Consider the following 512-nt stretch of genomic DNA (forward strand, 5'->3'; position numbering starts at 1 on the left):
TTTTCTCCAAGGTTTGTCGACCTCAATGGCCGACGGGTGGACGCCGGCATCAAAACGCAGCCGGCGCAGGTGCCAACGTCTAACTATTCCTGCTGTAAAGTTTGCCAAGCTAACCGTGCGTTGCCGAGCGGGGATTCCCTTGCGGTACTGCCGACAACAGCCATGGCTTCTGATCCTTCTTGCTGATTGCTTGCGTGCTGGACCGGGCAGGTTCTAGATCCAGGCCGCCGATTCGGCCAGCTCGCGCTCCTCATCGACAGCGATGTTCCATATGGAGGGCCCCACGCCTCGGTCGATACGGGTGGCACCGGCCTCATTTTTGCCAGTATCCAACCCAAGGCCGAGCCATTCCAGGCGCGCGACGATTCCTGCCCGCAGCAGAGGCGCGCGATGGCCGATGCCGCCGGAGAACACCAAATGGTCGATGCCCCGATCCCCGTCGCCATCGCGGCAATCGACTGTGCAATGCGTACGGTGAACAGCTCCAAGGCAAGCTGCGCACGCGGACCGGG

Annotated in this window: 1 protein-coding gene and 1 pseudogene; one reads left to right on the plus strand and one right to left on the minus strand. The window is 61.9% G+C overall.

Translation table 11 applies throughout. The features are described from left to right. The coding region (locus OC373_RS18775; protein ID WP_261998284.1) for a hypothetical protein at window positions 1-186 on the plus strand (186 nt) is incomplete at its 5' end. 27 nt (window positions 187-213) lie between these two features. Here the strand turns inward: OC373_RS18775 and OC373_RS18780 are convergent. Then, window positions 214-512 (minus strand): annotated as a pseudogene (locus tag OC373_RS18780) (hypothetical protein); the annotation flags it as partial.

Source organism: Stenotrophomonas sp. Ste96, assembly GCF_024519495.1.
Taxonomy (GTDB): Bacteria; Pseudomonadota; Gammaproteobacteria; order Xanthomonadales; family Xanthomonadaceae; genus Stenotrophomonas; species Stenotrophomonas bentonitica_A.